General features: G+C 48.2%; 1 pseudogene. It reads left to right on the forward strand.

Going from position 1 to position 834, the window contains the following annotated elements:
- Positions 1-834, forward strand: a pseudogene (locus AACW90_RS23120) (RHS repeat-associated core domain-containing protein); the annotation flags it as partial.

The raw sequence follows: 834 nt of genomic DNA on the forward strand, positions 1-834 counted from the left end.
ATGCGAAGCCCGGTGATGAAACGTGCAAACCTGTCGAACTCTATTCTGGCTGTAAGGTCACCAAAGCCACCGATTGGACAAACCCCGTACTGCCCATCAAACGGGTTCACCGTATCAGCCAAGGCTCGGCTTGGTCACTAGGCGCAGGGTGGCATGCCTCTATTGATAGCCGCATTATTTGGGGAGCCGATATCGATATTGGCAAGCAGATCGCCCAGCACCAAACCGTGGTTGCCGACTATCATGCCATTGTTGAACAGCTCGATATCGCGATTGACCATCTTGAAAATAGCTTTAGTGATCGGATTGGCTACAACGAATCGAATGCACAAGCGGCGCTAAAAGAGGGTATTACCCAGCTAACCGCTTATAAAACACAGCTTCTTCCTAAGGTTAACAAGGCGCAGCTCGCGTTGGCGACATTAGCGAGCACAAAACAACACTCCGATGCACGTCGTGCGTTAAACCGCTACACCATCGATAAAAACTTCACCAAAGAATATGAAATAGGCGCCAATGTAGTGAAATGGATTGCCCCTAACGGCGGGCGTTATCTCTTTACTCAAGATGTTAAAGGTATTATCACAGCTGTCGCGGGGCACAACAATCAGTTTAACTTGTTGCCGTCGGGTGAGGTAGAAATTAGAACGCCAAATGGCGAAAAGCATCGTTACAACACGAAAGGGTTGTTGACACAATCGACCAACAATCTAGGTCAATTCATTTCACTTCACTATAACGCACACTATAAACCCGTCACCATGACCACGGAATTGGGTCGCACGCTCACCTTGGGTTATTCAGGATCTCGCCTTGTCAGTATTAAAGATGGCG

It is taken from the genome of Vibrio frigidus (genome assembly GCF_042465995.1).
In the GTDB taxonomy this organism is placed as follows: Bacteria; Pseudomonadota; Gammaproteobacteria; order Enterobacterales; family Vibrionaceae; genus Vibrio.